Genomic DNA, 14,803 nt, shown 5'->3' with positions numbered 1-14,803 from the left:
CACGGCGTGGGCGTCCGATGTGATCACCGGATTCCCCGGAGCGCGGGGGCCCGCTTCGGCCTGGGCGCAAGCACGCCATCCGCCGGCCCGGTGGAGGGCAGCGCGGGCCGGACCGCGCAAGCCGCTCACGACGACCGGGCTGTGGTGGCGGACCTTTCCCTCCCCGTGACTACGGGTAGAGCTTCTCGCCCTTCGCCAGCATCGCCACGTACTTCTCTATCCGGCGCGCCCGGGTCTCGGGCTTCTTGGCGTCTTGGACCCGGTAGAGGATCGCGTAGCGGTTCTGCCGGTCCAGTGTCTCGAAGAACTCCGCCGCGGCCGGGTCGGCGGTCAGGGCCGCCGTGAGGTCGTCCGGCACCGTGGCGGTCTTCGCGCTGTCGTAGGCCGCCTCCCAGCGGCCGTCCGCCTTGGCGCGGTCGACCTCGGCCTGCCCCGGGGGATGCATCCGGCCCTGGTCGATCAGGGCGGCCACCTTGTCCCTGTTGATCTTGGACCACTTGCTGCGCGGCTTGCGCGGGGTGAACCGCTGGAGCCACCACTGGTCGTCGAACTTGGCCTTCTGGCCGTCGATCCAGCCGTAGCAGAGTGCCACGTCGAGCGCCTGGGCGTAGTCCAGCGCGACGATTCCGGGGCCCTTCTTGCGAAGCCTGAGCCAGATGCCGGACGAGACGGCGTGGTTCTCGCCAAGCCATGCCTGGAATGCCTCGGCGGATTCGAATGCGACGGTCTCCAAGTCCTGAGTCACCCCAGCAGCGAACCACATCCGGCCGATTGCCATGACACATTCGGGCACGGCCCCAGATGCAGGATATCCGTGGACCTGCGTGATCATCTCTGTTGCTCTTTGCGTCATTCAGTCGCACTCGACACGCGACGACACAGCTTCTGCTCCTGTACCACCAGCATGCAGCCGAAAAGTCGCCACAAAGAGGCCAAATCGGTTTATCGTTGCAAATCATCGACGCTGCAGGGACACGAGCCGCAGGCGAAGAACAGCAAGACACGGCGGCGCCTTCCACTGGGGTCGTGCACCGAGGCGTATCCAGATCAACCCTCTGAACAGGCCTTTTACGTCGGACCTTCCGTGAGACGGAAGCCGTATTGCGTCCCCCTGACACCCTTCCCGACGATGTCGCCACGACCCAACGACGGGAGCCGCACCCATGCCGCACATCACCGCCTTCGCCAGGAACCAGTGGTACGTCGCCGCCTACAGTCACGAGGTCGGGCGGGAGTTGCTCGGGCGGACGGTTCTCGGGGAACCGCTCGTGTTCTACCGCACCGAGGAGGACGGCAGCCCGGTCGCGCTCAACGACCGCTGTGTGCACCGGCGTTACCCGCTGTCGGAGAGCGGGCTCGACGGTGACCGGATCGTCTGCGGGTACCACGGGTTCACCTACGACCGGACCGGCGCCTGCGTGTACGTGCCGGGGCAGAAACGCATCCCGCGCACCGCCCGGGTCGCCTCCTACCCGGTGGTCGAGCAGGACTCCCTGGTGTGGGTGTGGATCGGCGACCCCGGGCTCGCCGACTCGGACACCATCCCGCGGGCAAGGCACCTCGACGCCCCCGGCTGGACGACCGTACGGGGCATGGAGCCCATCGACGCCGACTACGGCCTCCTCGTCGACAACCTCCTCGACCTCTCCCACGAGACCTATCTGCACGGCGGCTACATAGGCACCCCGGAGGTCGCCGAGACGCCGATCACCACGGAGGTCGACGAGGGCGCCGGGATCGTGCGGGTCAGCCGGCACATGGACGACGCCGAGTGCCCGCCGTTCTACGCCCGTTCGACCGGGATCGACGGGCGGATCACCCGCTGGCAGGACATCGAGTACCACGCGCCCTGTCTGTATCTGCTGCACAGCCGGATCGCACCGGTCGGTGTGGCGCCGGAGGCCGACGGCAGCGACCCGAACGGCTTCCACACCGAGATCACCTACGCGATCACCCCGTCCTCGGACGGCAAGGTGTACGACTTCTGGATGGTCTCCCGGGACTGGGCGACCGACGACGCCGAGGTCACCGACTTCCTGCGGAGCAACAACCACACGGTCGTCATGCAGGACGTCGACGCCCTCAACCTCCTTCAGCGGACGCTGGGATCGGAGCGCGCCGGCTACCAGGAGCTGAGCATCAACATCGACACCGGCGGCCTCGCCGCCCGCCGTATCCTCGCCCGGCTGGCCGAGGAGGGCGACAAGCCCGTGGAGAAGGTCCTGTGAGCACGCCGACCGGTGAGGTCTACCGCATCGACTGGCTGCCGGGCACCGACGTGCTGCACGGCACCTGTCACTGCAGAGCCGAGCACACCGCGCAGGACCCGGTCGAGATGTGGGAGTGGATGCTCGGCCACCCCGAAGGACACCAGCCCCCGGAGCGCACCACATGAGCCTGTACGAAGCCGAACTGGTCGTCACTGAACGGGTGCCGGCGGCCGACGGCGTCCTCGCCCTCACCCTTCGGCATCCCCTCGGCGAGGACCTTCCGGACTGGAAGCCGGGGGCGCATGTCGATGTCGTGCTCGGTCCCGGGCTGGAGCGGCAGTTCTCGCTGTGCGGGGATCCCGGGGACCGTGCCGGCTGGCGTGTCGCCGTGTTGCGGGAGCCCGCGGGGCGGGGCGGATCGGCCTACATGCACGAGCGGTTGGGCGTCGGCGACAAGGTGCGGGTGCGCGGCCCGCGCAACCACTTCCGGCTGGAGCCGGCCCCGCGCTACCGGTTCGTCGCGGGCGGCATCGGCATCACCCCGATCCTGCCGATGCTGGCCGCCGCCGAGGCCGCGGGCGCCGAGTGGACGCTGCTGTACGGCGGCCGGACCCGGCGGTCCATGGCGTTCACCGGCGAGTTGGCGCGGTACGGCGGGAAACGGGTCACGGTCGCCCCGCAGGACGTGACCGGACTGCTGGACCTCGGCCCGGTGCTGGACGACGTCCCGGACGGCACCCTGGTGTACTGCTGCGGGCCGGGGCCGCTGCTGGACGCGGTGGAGGAGCGCTGCCCGGCGGGCGTGCTGCGGGTGGAGCGCTTCCAGCCGAAGGCCCGAAAGGGCGGCGCGGACGGGGAGGACGGCGAGGACGGCGAGTTCGAGGTCGTCCTCGGGCGGAGCGGTCGTACCCTCACCGTCGCACCCGGAGTCTCCGTGCTCGACACCGTCCGGGCCGCCGGGGTCGAGGTGCTCTACTCCTGCACCGAGGGCACCTGCGGGACGTGCGAGACAAATGTCCTCGAAGGCACCCCGGACCACCGGGACTCGGTGCTCGGCGAGGAGGAGCGGGCGGCCGGGGAGACCATGCTCATCTGTGTGTCGCGGTGCCGAGGGCGGCGCCTGGTGCTCGATCTGTGATCCGCAGGTCCGCCTCGATCCGCGCCACCGCCCCGAGCAGCGGCGGCAGCAGGTCGCGGCGGACCGCGGCGGCGGACATCCGGCCGGAGTGGACCGCCAGGACCGCCCCGGCCACCACCTGGCCGCTCCGGTCCCGCACCGGGGCGGCCAGTGTTCTGACACCGTCCTCCAGGTCGTCTTCGAGCAGGGCGAACCCCTGACGGCGTATCAACTCGGCTTCAGGCAGCCCGGGTGAGCAGGGCTCGGGCGGGTGGGCGAGCAGCACCGCCCCAGCCGCGGTCCGGTGGGCCGGATACCTCGCGCCCACCGCGACGGTCGCCGCCATCACCCGCCGGGCCGGGACCGCGGCGACATGCACCACCGCGTCTCCGTCCAGGACGCAGAGTGCCGCCGACTCCCCTGCCAGCGCGGTGAGTTGCTCCAGGTGCGGCTGGGCGAGGCTCGGCAGGTCGAGGCCGGAGAGGTAGGCGTAGCCGAGTTCCAGGACGCGCGGGGCGAGGCGGAACCGGCGGCCGTCCGAGTGGACATAGCCCAGGTCGACGAGGGTGAGCAGCAGGCGGCGGGCGGCGGCCCGGGTCAGGTCGCAGGCGCGGGCCACCTCGCTGAGCGTGCGCGCCGGATGCTCGGCGTCGAAGGCGCGGATCACGGCCAGGCCGCGCTCGAAGGACCTCACGAAGTGCGGTGCGCGGGCATCACTCGACATCGGCGCCTCCCGGTCCGGTACGTCCCGTCACGGGCCGCCGCGGTCCGCCGCTGCGCGGCGGTTCGACGGCTCGACACGGAGAACACGGTGAGAGCGCGGTTCGATAACTGTCAACAATTTTGTCAGCTGAACCCATTGACCGGGTTGTCCGGCCGGTTCTACCTTCCCGCTGAGCACCATCCGAGCACCACTGTGCGCACAGCGCACACCCTGTCGGAACACCGTTGTCTGCACAGGAGGAGCCCATGCGTCGTCTGCTCGCCGGTCTCGCGGCCGGCACCATCCTGCTCACCACGGCGGCCTGCGGCTCCTCCGGGGGCTCGTCGTCCACGTCGCCCTCCTCGGGCGGCACCACCACCGTCAAGGTGGGCATCATCCCCATCGTCGACGTGGCCCCCCTCTACCTCGGGCAGAAGGAGGGCTTCTACAGCAAGCGCGGCCTGAAACTGTCGATGACGCTCGCGCAGGGCGGCGCGGCCATCGTGCCGGGGGTGACGAGTGGTCAGTTCCAGTTCGGCTTCAGCAACATGACCTCCCTGATGATCGCCCAGTCCAACAGCGTGCCGGTGCAGGCGATCGCGAACGGCGTGGCCTCGACGGGCGTGGCGGGCAAGGACTTCGGCGGGCTCGTCGTGAAGAAGGGCAGCAGCATCACCTCGGCGAAGCAGCTGGAGGGCAAGAAGGTCGCCGTCAACACGCTGAAGAACATCAACGAGACCGCGGTCCGCGAGTCGGTGCGCAAGGCGGGCGGCGACCCGGACAAGGTGAGCTTCGTCGAGCTGGCCTTCGACCAGATGCCGGCCGCGCTCGACAAGGGGCAGATCGACGCGGCGATGGCGGTCGAGCCGGCGCTCGCCACCATGAAGCTCCAGGGCGCCACCGTGATCGCCTCGCCGATGGTCGACGTGGCGAAGAACCTCACCGTGGCCATGTACTTCACCTCGACGTCGTACGCGCAGAAGAACCCGGACGTCGTGAAGAAGTTCCAGGAGGCCACGGCCGAGTCGCTGGCCTACGCGGACGCGCACCCGGACGAGGTCCGGGGGATCGTCACCACCTACACCAAGACCCCCGCGGACGTGCTGGCCGCGGTGACCCTGCCGAAGTGGCCGGCCGACCCGAACCGTGCGTCGATCGACGCGCTGGAGAAGCTGAGCGAGCAGGACGGCCTCTTCAAGACGGCACCCGACCTGGCCAAGCTGCTGCCGTGAAAGAAGTGAAGGGGCTGAACACCGCACTCGGTGCGGCCGGGCTCGCGGCCTTCCTCGCCCTCGGCGAGGCGGTGCCGCGGCTCGGTCTGGTCAAGGCGGACTACTTCCCGCCGACCAGCCGGATCGCCCGCGCGCTGGGCACCGAACTCGCCGACGGGGCCTTCTGGTCGGCACTCGGCGACACCCTCACCGGCTGGGCGGCGGGCCTGGCCATCGCGGTCGGCGCCGGCATCGTGGCGGGGGTCGTCCTCTCGGTCGTCCCGCATCTGCGCGAGGCCACTGCCTCCACGGTCGAGTTCCTCCGCCCGATCCCCTCGGTCGCCCTGATCCCGCTCGCGATCCTCCTCTACGGCACCGAACTCCGCTCGGTCCTCCTGCTCGTCGTCTACGCCTCCTTCTGGCAGGTCCTGATCCAGGTGATGTACGGCGTCCAGGACGTCGACCCGGTCGCCGAGGAGACCGCACGGTCGTACGGGCTCGGCACCTGGGCCCGGGTCCGCCATGTGCTGTGGCCGACCGCGCTGCCGTATGTGATGACCGGCGTCCGGCTGGCCGCCGCGGTCGCCCTGATCCTCACCATCACCGCCGAACTGGTCATCGGCGCACCGGGGTTGGGCCAGCAGATCGCCGTGGCGCAGACCTCGCAGGCGGTGCCGGACATGTACGCCCTGATCGTGGTCACCGGGCTGCTGGGGCTGCTCATCAACGTGGGCGCCCGGTCGGTGGAGCGGCGGGCGCTGGCCTGGCACCAGTCGGTGCGCGGGGAGGTGGCGGTGTGAGGCGGCTGCTGCTCGGAGCGGTGTACGTGCTGGCCCTGCCCGTCGTACTGGTCGCGCTGTGGTGGGTGGCCTCCGACGGCAGTACGAACGTCTACTGGCCGCCGCTGCGCACCATCCTGAAGACCTTCCCGGACGTCTGGACCGGTCAGCGGCTCCGTGAGGACCTGCTGCGCAGTGTGCTGCGGCTGCTCGCCGGGTACGCGACGGCGGCCGTCGTGGGAGTGGCCCTGGGCACGGTCATCGGCTCGTACCGGCGGGTGCGGGCGGTGTGCGAGCCGGTGCTCGAATTCCTGCGGGCGATACCGCCGCCCGTCCTCGTCCCGGTCATCATGCTGTTCGCGGGCATCGGCGACACCATGAAGATCGTGGTGATCGTCAGCGGCTGCGTCTGGCCGATCCTGCTCAACACGGTCGAGGGCGTACGGGCGGTCGACCCGGTGATGACGGAGACGGCCCGCTCCTACGGCATCACGGGCGTGACCCGGCTGCGTACGCTTGTACTGCGTTCGGCGAGCCCGCAGATCTTCGCGGGCCTGCGGCAGGCGCTGTCGATCGGGATCATCCTGATGGTCATCAGCGAGATGTCCGCGGCCAGCAACGGGCTCGGCTTCACCATCGTGCAGTTCCAGCGCAGCTTCGCGATCCCCGACATGTGGACCGGGATCCTGGTGCTGGGCCTGCTCGGCTTCGCGCTGTCGGTGGTCTTCCAGGTGGTCGAGCGACGGGTGCTCGGCTGGTACCACGGGCTGCGCGCGACAACCCGGCGGTCCTGAGTGAACATCGTGAAGGGGCGGTCCATGCTCGACGTACGCGGCCTGAAGAAGGTCTACGACGGATCCGGCCGCCGCATCGAGGCGGTGCGGGACCTCACCTTCACCGTGGAGGCGGGCGAACTCGTCTGTCTGGTCGGTCCGTCGGGCTGCGGCAAGACCACCCTGCTCAAGTGCATGGGCGGCCTGCTCACCCCGACCGGCGGCGAAGTCCTCCTGGAGGGACGGAAGGTGACCGGGCCGCCGCCCGGGATGGCGTTCGTCTTCCAGGAGTACGGCCGCAGTCTGTTCCCCTGGATGCAGGTCGCCGAGAACGTCGAACTGCCGCTGAAGCAGAAGAGGTTGCCGCGGGAGCGGCGCCGCGAACTGGTCTCCGACGCGCTGCTTTCGGTCGGCCTCGCGGACGCCGCCGGCGCCTATCCGTGGCAGCTCTCGGGCGGTATGCAGCAGCGGGTCGCGATCGCGCGGGCCCTCGCCTACGAACCCCGGGTCCTGCTGATGGACGAGCCGTTCGCCGCCGTCGACGCCCAGACCCGGGCCGATCTGGAGGATCTGGTCCGGGGCCTGTGGCAGGAGCGCGGGATCACGATCCTGTTCGTCACCCACGACATCGACGAGGCGGTCTACCTGGGCCAGCGGGTGATCGTCCTGTCCGCCTCCCCGACCGTCGTCCAGGAGCAGCTGAAGGTCGATCTGCCCGACGAGCGGGACCAGTTGCACACCCGGGTCGCCCCGCGCTTCGCCGAACTGCGCACCCACGTGTACGAACAGATCCAGGCGGCGAAACGCGGGACTTCCCGGGCGGCGGAGGTCACGCCGTCAGATACGCCTCCACCTCGCTGAACTGCCCGGCAGGCCAGGCGTTGTTGGCGGTGACGGTCAGCCGCAGATAACGCAAATTGGTGCTGCCGGGCAGGGCGACGGTGACGGTGTTGCCGGTGGCCGGGTCGAACCGGTAGCCGGTGGAGCCGACGACGGTCGAGTAGTTCGAGCCGTCGGTGCTGCCCAGCACGGTGACGGTCTGGGTGCGCGCGCCCCAGGCCGAGGACGGCGGCAGCTTCAGCACCAGCCGGCGGGCCGCGTAGGAGGAGCCGAGGTCGACGGTCAGCGACTGCGGGAAGGCGTTGTTGGCGGACTCCCAGTAGCTGGTGGCGTCGCCGTCGACCGCCTTGCCGGGCGTGTACACGTCCTGCGAGCCGGTGGCGGTCGCCGGGCGGCCCTTGGCCAGGTTGCGGGCCGGGTCCGGGTCGGGGTTTCCGGTGCCGGGCTGCGGCCAGCTGGAGCAGTCCGACCAGGTGCTGGACCAGCCGGAGTTGCCGCCGCCGTCGGTGAGCGCGAAGGAGCCGGAGTTCGCCGGGTAGGGGCAGTTGTAGACGCCTGCGGCGCCGACGCCGGTGGCGGTGACGTTGCGGAAGGCGGCGGCGCCCTGCGCCTCGGCCTGCACCACGACCGTCCCGGTGTTCCGTACGGTCGCGCCGGTCACGTTGACGTTCCTGACCGCGTACCCCTGCCCACCGCCGGAGACGAACTCGAAGGCGCTGTACGGGCTGTCGGTGATCGTGGTGTTGGTGATGTTGACCGTGGCGTTGATGGCGCTGTCGTAGGAGTCGACGCGCAGCGCGCCCATCGGGTGGTTCCAGTTGGGGTTGATCGCGCCCGTGCGGACCAGCGTGTTGCCGTCGACGGTGATCGTCCCGGACAGCGGTGAGAACGGGTCGGCGAACTTCTGGTTGGAGATGGCGATGCCGCTGCCCAGCGCGTTGGTGTCGGAGATCAGGTTGTTGCGCACGGCGATGTCGGTGCCGCCGTAGATCGCGATGCCGTTGGCCAGGTTCGGCTGGGAGATGGTGTTGCTGGTGAAGCTGGAGTTGGTGTCGGGCGAGTACAACGACCACATGGCGAGGGAGTCGTCGCCCTGGTTGCGCAGGAAGTTGTTGCGGACCTGGACGCCGTGCGCGGTGCCGTTGAGGTTGAGGCCGTCGGCGGTGGTGTCGAGGAGGCGGTTGTTCTCGACGACCAGGTTGTCGTTGTTGCCCATCAGCCAGAACCCGCACTTGAGGTGCTGGATCCACATCCCGGAGACCGAACTGTTCGGTCCCAGCGAGCCGTTGACGAAGTTGTCCGGGTTGGAGTCGACGCGTTCGGTGACCTCGCCGATCACCGCGAAGTTGTTGATGTGGACGTTCCCGGAGGAGCTGGACTGGTCGATGAACCGGGAGGTGTGCACGACCGAGTACCAGCTGCCGGCGCCAAGCAGGGTCACGTTCTGTACGCCGCTCAGCGAGGACGTCAGCTTGTAGTCGCCCGGCGGGATCCACACCGTGCCGCCCTGGGCGGCGGCGATGGCGTCCCGGAAGGCCTGGGTGGAGTCGCCGTTGCCGCTGGGGTCGGCGCCCTTGGAGGTGACGGAGACCGATCCGGCGGGCTGCGCGGCGGCCGCGGCGACCTGCTCGAAGTCGGCCACGTCGACGGTGACCTGGGTGCCGGTGGACTCGAAGGCGACCTTGTCGCCGGCCTGGACGTTCTGGCCGAGCAGCAGGCGGGCGTTGTCGAAGAGGTGGTGCTGCTTGGCGCCGGCGATCCAGCCGGTGTCGACGTAGGAGTACTTCGAGGTGACGGCGAGGGTCTTCGCGAGCTTGACCCCGTTGACGTACACGTTCAGGGTGCCGGTCTGGCCGTCGGGGACGCTGTAGGAGAGGTTCACGGCGTTGGACGCCTGGGGTGCGGTGAACTCGACGCGCTGCCCGGAGGTCAGGCGTACGGCCTGGCGGCCGGAGGCCTCGGAGGCGAGGGTGCCCTGGGTGTAGTCGGGGCCGATCTTGCTGCCGGTGGTGGTCGCCGACTCCGCCTCCACCGAGGTGAAGGGGAGGCTCGCGCCCGCGGCCGCGTGGGCGGCGGGCGCGACGGCGACGAGCATGCCGGCGGCTAGGGCGACAGCGGCCCCCACTGCTGGCATGCTCCTGACAGATCTGGCTGTGCTGCGGTGCATCTGCTGATCCCTTCGGGGTGGGGGGAGGGGAATAGCGCGAGCGGTACCGGCGGCTCAGGTCGTCAGCCAGGCCGCCGTGTCCTGCGGCAGACGGCCCGTGCCGTCCAACGGACCGCTGGTGACCAGAAGTTGCGTGTGGGTGGGGAGTTCGGCGGGTTCGGGTGCGAGGTTGACCACGCAGACCAGTCCCTCGGCGCGGGTGAAGGCGAGGACGCCCTCGGGAGCGGGCAGCCAGGTCAGCGGGCCGGCCCCGAAGAGCGGGCGGGCGGCGATGGCGCGGCGGTAGAGGCTGAGCATGGAGTCGCCGTCGTCCTGCTGACGGTCGGCCGCGTACGAGGCCCAGCCGGCCGGCTGCGGCAGCCACGGCTCCTCGCGCGAACCGAACCCCGCGTAGGGCAGGTCCGCCACCCAGGGCATCGGCACCCGGCAGCCGTCCCGGCCGGGGTCGGTACCGCCCGACCGGAAGTACATCGGGTCCTGGATGCGGTCCGTCGGGATATCAGCCTCGGGCAGCCCCAGTTCCTCCCCCTGGTACACGTACACCGCGCCGGGCAGCGCCAGGGACAGCAGGGCTGCCGCGCGGGCCCTGCGGGTGCCCAGCTCCAGGTCGGTGGGGGTACCGAAGGCCTTGGTCGCGAAGTCGAAGGCGGTGTCCTCGCGGCCGTAGCGGGTGACCGTGCGGGTGACGTCGTGGTTGCACAGCACCCAGGTGGCGGGCGCGCCGACCGGGGCGTGCTCGGCGAGGGTGGTGTCGATCGACGTCCGCAGCCGGCCGGCGTCCCAGGGGCAGGACAGGAAGGAGAAGTTGAAGGCGGTGTGCAGTTCGTCGGGGCGGAGGTAGCGGGCGAAGCGCTCGGCGTCGGGGAGCCAGACCTCGCCGACGAAGACCCCGTCGTAGGCGTCGGCGACCGCACGCCACGAGCGGTAGATGTCGTGCAGGTCGTCGCGGTCGACGAAGGGGTGCGGCCGCGGATCCGTGGCCAGGTCGGGCAGGTCCGGGTCCTTGGCGAGCAGGGCGGCGGAGTCGATGCGGACGCCGGCGACGCCCCGCTCGAACCAGAACCGCAGGATGTCCTCGTGCTCCTGGCGGACGGCCGGGTGGGCCCAGTTGAGGTCGGGCTGTTCGGGGGTGAACAGGTGCAGGTACCAGTCACCGTCCGGCAGCCGGGTCCACACCGGTTCGGTGGATCCGAGGAACTGCGACGGCCAGTCGTTGGGCGGGAGTTCGCCGTGCGCGCCACGCCCCGGGCGGAAGTGGAACAGCTCGCGCTCGGGGCTGCCGGGCCCGGCCGCCAACGCCGCCCGGAACCAGGGGTGCTGGTCGGAGACGTGGTTGGGGACGATGTCGATGATCGTCCGGATGCCCAGCTCTCCCGCCTCGGCGATGAGTTTCTCGGCCTCGGCGAGGGTGCCGAACGCCGGGTCGATGGCCCGGTAGTCGGCGACGTCGTAGCCGCCGTCCTTCAGCGGTGACAGGTACCAGGGGTTGAACCAGAGGGCGTCCACGCCCAGTTCGGCGAGGTACGGCAGCTTGGTGCGGACGCCCGCGAGGTCGCCGGTGCCGTCGCCGTCGCCGTCCGCGAAGCTGCGGACGTACACCTGGTAGATGACGGCGGAACGCCACCAGTCGAGGTCCTTCGGGGCATGGCTGGGCTGTCCCACTGTGCGTGCCTTTCTGTCGGAGGAAGGGCGTCAGCCCTTGGTGCTGCCCGCGCTGATCCCGGCGATGATGTGCCGCTGGAAGACGAGGAACAGCGCGACCATCGGGATGCTGGCGATCACCATCGCGGCGATGAGCACGGTGAGCTGGATGTTCTGCGACAGCTGGACCAGGGCCACGCTGATGGGCTGCTTGTCGGTGTCCGAGAAGACCATCAGCGGCCACAGGAAGTCCTGCCACACCGCGACCAGGGCGAAGATCGACACCACCCCGAGCACCGGGCGGGACATGGGCAGCACCACCGACCACAGGATGCGCAGCTTGCCGGCGCCGTCGATCTCGGCGGCCTCCAGCACATCGCGCGGCAGTTGGTCGAAGAACCGCTTGAGGAGGTAGAGGTTGAAGGCGTTGGCGACGGCCGGGAGCCAGATGCCGAGCGGGTCGTTCAGCAGGCTGGTGTGGATGAACGGCAGGTCGGCCACGGTCAGGTACTTGGGTACGACCAGGGCCTGGGCCGGGACCATCAGGGTGGCCAGGATCCCGCCGAGGACCACGTTGCCGAACGCCGGCTTCAGCTTCGACAGGGCGTAGGCGGCGGCCGTGCAGAACACCAGCTGGAAGGCCCAGGCGCCGGCCGCCTGCACCACCGTGTTCCACAGGTGCTGGGGCAGCTGCATCAGGTCCCAGGCGTCGGTGTACCCGGTCAGGTGCAGGTGTTTGGGGATGAGGGTGGGCGGGGTCTGGGCGACCTCGTCCGGGGACTTCATCGCGCTGGTCACCATCCAGTACACGGGGAACAGGAAGGCGAGCGCGAAGAGCAGGACGACTCCGGTGAAGACGGTCCAGTAGACCGCCTTCCCGCGCGGGCGGGCCAGGGTCGCCGGCGAGATCAGGGTGCGGGTGGCGCTGCTCATCCGTCCTCCCCGGAGCGGGTCAGCCGCAGATAGACGGCGGAGAAGACACCGAGCAGCACCAGGAGCATGACGCTGAGGGCGCAGGCGCCGCCGAAGTCGTTGTAGAGGAAGGCGTACTTGTAGATGAGGTAGAGCACGGTGACCGTGGCGTTCTCCGGGCCGCCCCCCGTGATGACGAACGGTTCGGTGAACACCTGCATGGTGGCGATGATCTGAAGGAGCATCAGCATCAGGATGACGAACCTGGTCTGGGGGATCGTCACATGGCGGACGCGTTGCAGGAGGTTCGCGCCGTCGAGTTCGGCGGCCTCGTACAGCTCGCCGGGGATGGACTGGAGGGCGGCCAGGTAGATCAGGACGGTGCCGCCCATGTTGGCCCAGGTGGCCACGATCACCAGGGAGACGAGCGCGGTGTCGGCGCCGTTGGACCAGTTCGAGGTGGGCAGGTGGAGGAAGCGCAGGGTCTCGTTGGCGAGGCCGGCGCCCGGGTCGTAGAACCACTTCCACAGCAGGGCGCTGACCACCGGCGGGATCATCACCGGCAGGTAGACCACGACCCGGAAGAACGCCTTCGCGTGCCGCAGCTCGTTGAGGACCAGGGCGAGTACGAACGGGATCGCGAAGCCGATCAGCAGGGCCAGCAGCGTGAAGGTGAGGGTGTTGCGCCAGGCCGCCGAGAACTCGGGGTCGTGCAGGACCCGGGTGAAGTTGGCGGTGCCGACCCATTCCGGGGACGAGCCGGGCGTGTACTTCTGGAAGGCGATCACGACCGCGCGGATCGCCGGGTACCAGGAGAACAGGGCGAAGCAGATGAGTCCGCCGAGCAGGAAGCCGTAGGCGCGGGCCTGGTCGAGGAGCCGGCGCCGCCTCCGGTCCCCTGCCGGGGGCGGCGCCGGGGCCTGTCGGGCGCCGACCGCCGCGGGGGCGGATCGGCGCTCGGCCGTCTTGGTCATCGCGGTCAGCCCCGGGCCAGGATGCCGTCGATCTTCTCGTTGGCGTCCTTGAGGAGCTGGTCGATGTCGGCGTCCTTCTTGGTGAGGACGGCGGAGACGGCGCCGTCGAGGACGGAGTAGATCTGCTGGGCGTTGGGCGGCTCGATCTTCATCTGGAGGGACTGGTTGCCGTCAAGGAAGGCCTGGTAGTTCTCCACCGGGACGTTCGCGTTGGCCTTCTTGACCTGCTGGTCCTTGGCGTCGGCGGCGCCGGTGAACAGGCGCGGCTCGGGCAGGCCCACGGGTGCGTTGTTCTTCTTGGCGCGGGCGTAGTCGCCGAGGAAGCCGTCACCGGGGGTGAGGAACATGGAGTCGAGCCACTTGAGGCCGGCCTTGATCTGTGCCGGGGTGTCCTTCTTGTTGAACATGTAGCCGTCGCCGCCGATGAGGGTGCCCTGGCCGCCGGGCATCGGGGCGAGGGCGAGGTCCTTGTAGTTGCCGCCCTTCTCCTTGACCAGGATCGGGATGTTGTCGGGGGCGGAGAGGTACATGCCGAGCTTGCCCGAACCCATCATCTGCTGCACGTCGTTGAGGATCAGCAACTGCTTGCTGCCCATGGTGTTGTCGGTCCAGCGCATGTCGTGCAGGTTCTGCAGGACCGCGTGGCCCTGCGGGGTGTCGACGGTCGCCGTCTTGCCGTCGGCGGAGACGACGTCACCGCCCTGCGAGTACAGCTCGGCGGTGAAGTGCCAGCCGCCCTGGTTCTGCGCGCTGTAGTCGGCGTATCCGACGGTGCCGTTGCCGAGGGCGGCGATCTTCTTGGCGTCGGCGCGGACCTCTTCCCAGGTCGCCGGAGGCTTGTCGGGGTCGAGACCGGCCTTCTGGAAGAGCGCGCGGTTGTAGATCAGCCCCATGCTGTACCCGGTGCGCGGGATGCCGTAGACCTTGCCGTCCACGGTGTAGATGTCCCGCAGCTGCTTCTGGATGGTGTCGTAGCTCTTCAGGTCCTTGAGGTACGGCGTGAGGTCGGCGGCCTGGTTGATGTCGACGACGTGCTTGGCGTCGGTGAAGTACGTGTAGAAGACGTCCTCCATCTGGCCGCCCGCGAGCTTGGCGTCGAAGGTCTTCGGGTCCTGGCAGGGGAACGCGTCGTGCGCGACGACGTCGATGTCCGGGTTCTTCTTCTCGAAGGCGGCGATGTCCTGGTCGAAGAACGAGCGGTCGACCTTGGCGCTCTTCGGCGGCTCGCAGTTGACGGTGATACGCGTCTTGCCGCTGCCCGCGTCGTCGTCGCCCGACCCGCAGGCCGAGGCCGAGAGCGCAAGGGACGAACAGACACCTATCGCGACGAGAGCACGGCGGAACCCGGTGCTGGACATCGGTGGACCCCCCAGAACAGGAGCAGTTGGGCGCCGCACCGGGACCGGTGGGCGCCGCACACTCAAGCACCGGCAGCACTGCCGCGCAAGATGTCGCGCAGAATCTGTAATTATTCGA

General features: G+C 69.6%; 14 protein-coding genes. 7 read left to right on the top strand and 7 right to left on the bottom strand.

Features of this window, described 5'->3' with window-relative positions; all coding sequences use genetic code 11:
* Window positions 1-169: 169 nt before the first annotated feature.
* Window positions 170-763 carry a YdeI family protein gene (locus tag ACGFZQ_RS11445; RefSeq protein WP_393840373.1) on the bottom strand — a complete coding sequence of 198 codons (594 nt, stop codon included), beginning with the start codon at window positions 761-763 and terminating at the stop codon, window positions 170-172.
* A 400-nt stretch (window positions 764-1,163) separates the two neighbouring features.
* Here ACGFZQ_RS11445 and ACGFZQ_RS11440 point away from each other — a divergent pair, with 400 nt between their 5' ends.
* Genes ACGFZQ_RS11440 through ACGFZQ_RS11430 form a run of 3 tightly spaced genes read left to right on the top strand, consistent with a single transcriptional unit; the run spans window position 1,164 to window position 3,348 of the window.
* Complete coding sequence (locus tag ACGFZQ_RS11440; protein WP_393840140.1) at window positions 1,164-2,228, top strand: Rieske 2Fe-2S domain-containing protein; 1,065 nt, start codon at window positions 1,164-1,166, stop codon at window positions 2,226-2,228.
* Window positions 2,225-2,395: a hypothetical protein gene (locus ACGFZQ_RS11435; protein WP_393840139.1), complete on the top strand. Its 171-nt coding sequence runs from the start codon at window positions 2,225-2,227 to the stop codon at window positions 2,393-2,395. Before ACGFZQ_RS11440 ends, ACGFZQ_RS11435 begins: the two co-directional genes overlap by 4 nt.
* A complete protein-coding gene (locus ACGFZQ_RS11430) occupies window positions 2,392-3,348 on the top strand; it encodes a PDR/VanB family oxidoreductase (protein ID WP_393840138.1) in 957 nt (318 codons plus the stop codon). The genes ACGFZQ_RS11435 and ACGFZQ_RS11430 overlap by 4 nt, the downstream gene beginning before the upstream one ends.
* On the opposite strand, the gene ACGFZQ_RS11425 is transcribed toward ACGFZQ_RS11430, so the two are convergent.
* On the bottom strand, window positions 3,299-4,051 hold the full coding sequence (locus ACGFZQ_RS11425; RefSeq protein ID WP_393840137.1) for a helix-turn-helix domain-containing protein: 753 nt from the start codon (window positions 4,049-4,051) through the stop codon (window positions 3,299-3,301). The two genes, ACGFZQ_RS11430 and ACGFZQ_RS11425, sit on opposite strands and share 50 nt — an antisense overlap.
* A 245-nt stretch (window positions 4,052-4,296) precedes the next feature.
* On the opposite strand from ACGFZQ_RS11425, the gene ACGFZQ_RS11420 reads away from it, so the two are divergent.
* Genes ACGFZQ_RS11420 through ACGFZQ_RS11405 form a run of 4 tightly spaced genes read left to right on the top strand, consistent with a single transcriptional unit; the run spans window position 4,297 to window position 7,654 of the window.
* Entirely contained in the window at window positions 4,297-5,262 is a 966-nt protein-coding gene (locus ACGFZQ_RS11420) for an ABC transporter substrate-binding protein (RefSeq protein ID WP_393840136.1), read from the top strand.
* A gap of 5 nt (window positions 5,263-5,267) precedes the next feature.
* A complete protein-coding gene (locus ACGFZQ_RS11415) occupies window positions 5,268-6,041 on the top strand; it encodes an ABC transporter permease (protein ID WP_351730976.1) in 774 nt (257 codons plus the stop codon).
* The gene (locus tag ACGFZQ_RS11410) at window positions 6,038-6,814 is read left to right on the top strand and encodes an ABC transporter permease (RefSeq protein ID WP_393840135.1); all 777 of its coding nucleotides are present in this window, start codon (window positions 6,038-6,040) and stop codon (window positions 6,812-6,814) included. Before ACGFZQ_RS11415 ends, ACGFZQ_RS11410 begins: the two co-directional genes overlap by 4 nt.
* 24 nt (window positions 6,815-6,838) lie before the next feature.
* Window positions 6,839-7,654 (top strand): ABC transporter ATP-binding protein, encoded by an 816-nt coding sequence (locus ACGFZQ_RS11405; RefSeq protein WP_393840134.1) that lies wholly within the window; start codon window positions 6,839-6,841, stop codon window positions 7,652-7,654.
* Here the strand turns inward: ACGFZQ_RS11405 and ACGFZQ_RS11400 are convergent.
* From ACGFZQ_RS11400 to ACGFZQ_RS11380, 5 genes are read right to left on the bottom strand one after another with little or no spacing between them, the layout of a single operon-like run.
* A complete protein-coding gene (locus tag ACGFZQ_RS11400) occupies window positions 7,623-9,800 on the bottom strand; it encodes a discoidin domain-containing protein (protein ID WP_393840133.1) in 2,178 nt (725 codons plus the stop codon). The genes ACGFZQ_RS11405 and ACGFZQ_RS11400 overlap by 32 nt on opposite strands.
* Before the next feature lie 54 nt (window positions 9,801-9,854).
* A complete protein-coding gene (locus ACGFZQ_RS11395; RefSeq protein WP_393840132.1) occupies window positions 9,855-11,462 on the bottom strand; it encodes an alpha-amylase family glycosyl hydrolase in 1,608 nt (535 codons plus the stop codon).
* Between the two features lie 30 nt (window positions 11,463-11,492).
* Window positions 11,493-12,374, bottom strand: a complete 882-nt coding sequence (locus tag ACGFZQ_RS11390) for a carbohydrate ABC transporter permease (RefSeq protein ID WP_351730784.1) — start codon at window positions 12,372-12,374, stop codon at window positions 11,493-11,495.
* Entirely contained in the window at window positions 12,371-13,327 is a 957-nt protein-coding gene (locus tag ACGFZQ_RS11385) for a carbohydrate ABC transporter permease (RefSeq protein WP_393840131.1), read from the bottom strand. Before ACGFZQ_RS11385 ends, ACGFZQ_RS11390 begins: the two co-directional genes overlap by 4 nt.
* Window positions 13,328-13,332: 5 nt before the next feature.
* The gene (locus ACGFZQ_RS11380; RefSeq protein ID WP_393840130.1) at window positions 13,333-14,685 is read right to left on the bottom strand and encodes an ABC transporter substrate-binding protein; all 1,353 of its coding nucleotides are present in this window, start codon (window positions 14,683-14,685) and stop codon (window positions 13,333-13,335) included.
* Between the last annotated feature and the right edge of the window lie 118 nt (window positions 14,686-14,803).

The organism is Streptomyces sp. NPDC048254, assembly GCF_043201895.1.
In the GTDB taxonomy this organism is placed as follows: Bacteria; Actinomycetota; Actinomycetes; order Streptomycetales; family Streptomycetaceae; genus Streptomyces.
The sequence above is the reverse complement of the archived record's forward strand: the minus strand, read 5'-3'. Positions and strand labels throughout refer to the sequence as shown.

What these genes read in the sequence shown, in the direction of transcription:
- ACGFZQ_RS11445 (WP_393840373.1), bottom strand. Translation starts at nt 763, where the DNA reads ATGTGGTTCGCTGCTGGGGTGACTCAGGACTTGGAGACCGTCGCATTC.
- ACGFZQ_RS11440 (WP_393840140.1), top strand. Translation starts at nt 1,164, where the DNA reads ATGCCGCACATCACCGCCTTCGCCAGGAACCAGTGGTACGTCGCCGCC.
- ACGFZQ_RS11430 (WP_393840138.1), top strand. Translation starts at nt 2,392, where the DNA reads ATGAGCCTGTACGAAGCCGAACTGGTCGTCACTGAACGGGTGCCGGCG.
- ACGFZQ_RS11425 (WP_393840137.1), bottom strand. Translation starts at nt 4,051, where the DNA reads ATGTCGAGTGATGCCCGCGCACCGCACTTCGTGAGGTCCTTCGAGCGC.
- ACGFZQ_RS11420 (WP_393840136.1), top strand. Translation starts at nt 4,297, where the DNA reads ATGCGTCGTCTGCTCGCCGGTCTCGCGGCCGGCACCATCCTGCTCACC.
- ACGFZQ_RS11405 (WP_393840134.1), top strand. Translation starts at nt 6,839, where the DNA reads ATGCTCGACGTACGCGGCCTGAAGAAGGTCTACGACGGATCCGGCCGC.
- ACGFZQ_RS11400 (WP_393840133.1), bottom strand. Translation starts at nt 9,800, where the DNA reads ATGCACCGCAGCACAGCCAGATCTGTCAGGAGCATGCCAGCAGTGGGG.
- ACGFZQ_RS11390 (WP_351730784.1), bottom strand. Translation starts at nt 12,374, where the DNA reads ATGAGCAGCGCCACCCGCACCCTGATCTCGCCGGCGACCCTGGCCCGC.
- ACGFZQ_RS11385 (WP_393840131.1), bottom strand. Translation starts at nt 13,327, where the DNA reads ATGACCAAGACGGCCGAGCGCCGATCCGCCCCCGCGGCGGTCGGCGCC.
- ACGFZQ_RS11380 (WP_393840130.1), bottom strand. Translation starts at nt 14,685, where the DNA reads ATGTCCAGCACCGGGTTCCGCCGTGCTCTCGTCGCGATAGGTGTCTGT.